The sequence below is a fragment of the Streptosporangium sp. NPDC000396 genome, assembly GCF_042898655.1.
In the GTDB taxonomy this organism is placed as follows: Bacteria; Actinomycetota; Actinomycetes; order Streptosporangiales; family Streptosporangiaceae; genus Streptosporangium.
This window is the reverse complement of sequence record NZ_JBIAZA010000087.1, coordinates 1-1,634: the sequence shown is the minus strand read 5'-3', so window position 1 is coordinate 1,634 and position 1,634 is coordinate 1. Positions and strand designations below refer to the sequence as shown.

Sequence of the window (1,634 nt, the reverse complement as noted above, 5' to 3'; positions counted from 1 at the left end):
GGCCGGTCGGTGGGCAGGTTCAGGGCCGGGGGCGGGTCGGCCAGCTGGGTCTGCCAGTAGGTCAGTTGCCGGTCTCGGTCGGGGGTGGTCAGCCAGTGGCGTTGCCACAGGGTGTAGTCGGCGTAATGCACCGGCAACGCCGGCAACGGATCGACACCGCAGGTCTGGCGGTCGGCGTCTGCGGGCGACGGGTCAACGTCGGTGGGTTGGCCGACGGACAATGAGCCGGTACCGGTAGGCGACGGGTCACAGCCAGCGGGCGAAGGGTCGGCGTCGATGGCCTCGGGGGCGGCGCCGGAGGACAACGGATTGGCACCGGCGGGCGACAGGCCAGCGCCAGTGGACAACGGGTCGGTGCCGGGGGACAGCGAATCAATACCGGCGGACGGGGAGATGGTACCGGCGGGCGGGAGATCATCACCGGAGGTCTCAGGGCCGTTTCCGATAGGCGAGGCGACGGGCCGACCGGCGGGCAGTGAATCGGTACCGGAGGCCTGACGGCCGGTGCCAGCAGGCAGCGAATGGGTGCTGGCGGGCAGGGTGTTGAGCTGGTCAGCAACAGGCTGGAGATCATCACTGACAGGCAGCGAATCGCCTTTGGCGTTCTCGGGGCCCCCGGCGGGCGAGGTGACAGGCTGATCAGTGGACAGCGAGTCGCTACCAGTGGCCTCGGGGCCGTCCCCGGCAGGCGAGGCGATGAGCCGACCGACGGGCAGTGAATTGCCACTGGCGGGCAGCGGGTCAACACCTGTGGGCAGCGGATCGACGCCGATGGGCTGGAAGTCGGCACTGTTAGGCAGCGGATCGGCACTGGCGAGCGAGGCGCTGGGCTGATCGGCGGCTGATGAATCGGTACCGGAGGCCTGAAGATTGGCACCAGTGGGCAGCGGGTCAACGTCGGTGGGTTGGCCGACGGACGATGGGCCGGTACCGGTGGGCGACAGGTCAACGCCGGGGGACAGCAAATCAGCACAGGAGGTCTGGCGGTCGACGCCGGGGGGTTGGTTGTGGTGCTGGTAGAGGGTGGTGAGTTCCTCGAGCAGGACGTTGAGGGACCAGCCGTCGCAGATGATGTGGTGGGCGGTGATGATCAGGTGGTGGGTGGTGGGGCCGGTCTTGGCCAGGTGGGTGCGGAGCAGCGGGCCGGTGGCCAGGTCGAACGGGCGGGCGGTTTCCGCGGCGGCCAGTTGGGCGAGGCGGTCGCGGATGTCGGCTGAGACGCTTCCGGCCGGATCATCACCGAAGCCGGCAGGGTTGGCGAAGCCGCTCTGGTCGGCCCGGTCGATCTGATCGGCCTGGCTGGCGAGATCGGTTTGGTTGGCCCGGTCGGCCTGGTTGGCGTGGCCGGTCTCGTTGCTCCGGTTGGCATGGCCGTTCTGCGCGGTCCGGTAGGTGGAGTCGGCGGTTTGGCTGACCCGGTTGGCCCGGTCGGCGAGGCTCGCGTGGTCGGTGGCCGGATTGGCCCCGTTGGCGAGGTTCGCGTGGTCGGTGGCTCGGTCGATCCGGTCGGCGAGGGTGGTCTGATCGGTTGGGTCCGCCGGGTCCGCCGGGTCCGCCGGGTCCGCCGGGTTGGCCGGGTGGGCCGGGTGGGTGAGGTCGGTGTAGGGGAGGGGGTGGGGGTGGGGTGGGTGGAT

Annotated in this window: 1 protein-coding gene; it reads right to left on the bottom strand. The window is 70.2% G+C overall.

Annotation, left to right across the window (positions count from 1 at the left end):
• Nucleotides 1-1,634, bottom strand: a 1,634-nt coding sequence (locus ACFY2X_RS47295; protein ID WP_389952043.1) for a condensation domain-containing protein, incomplete at both ends; no start/stop codon positions are given.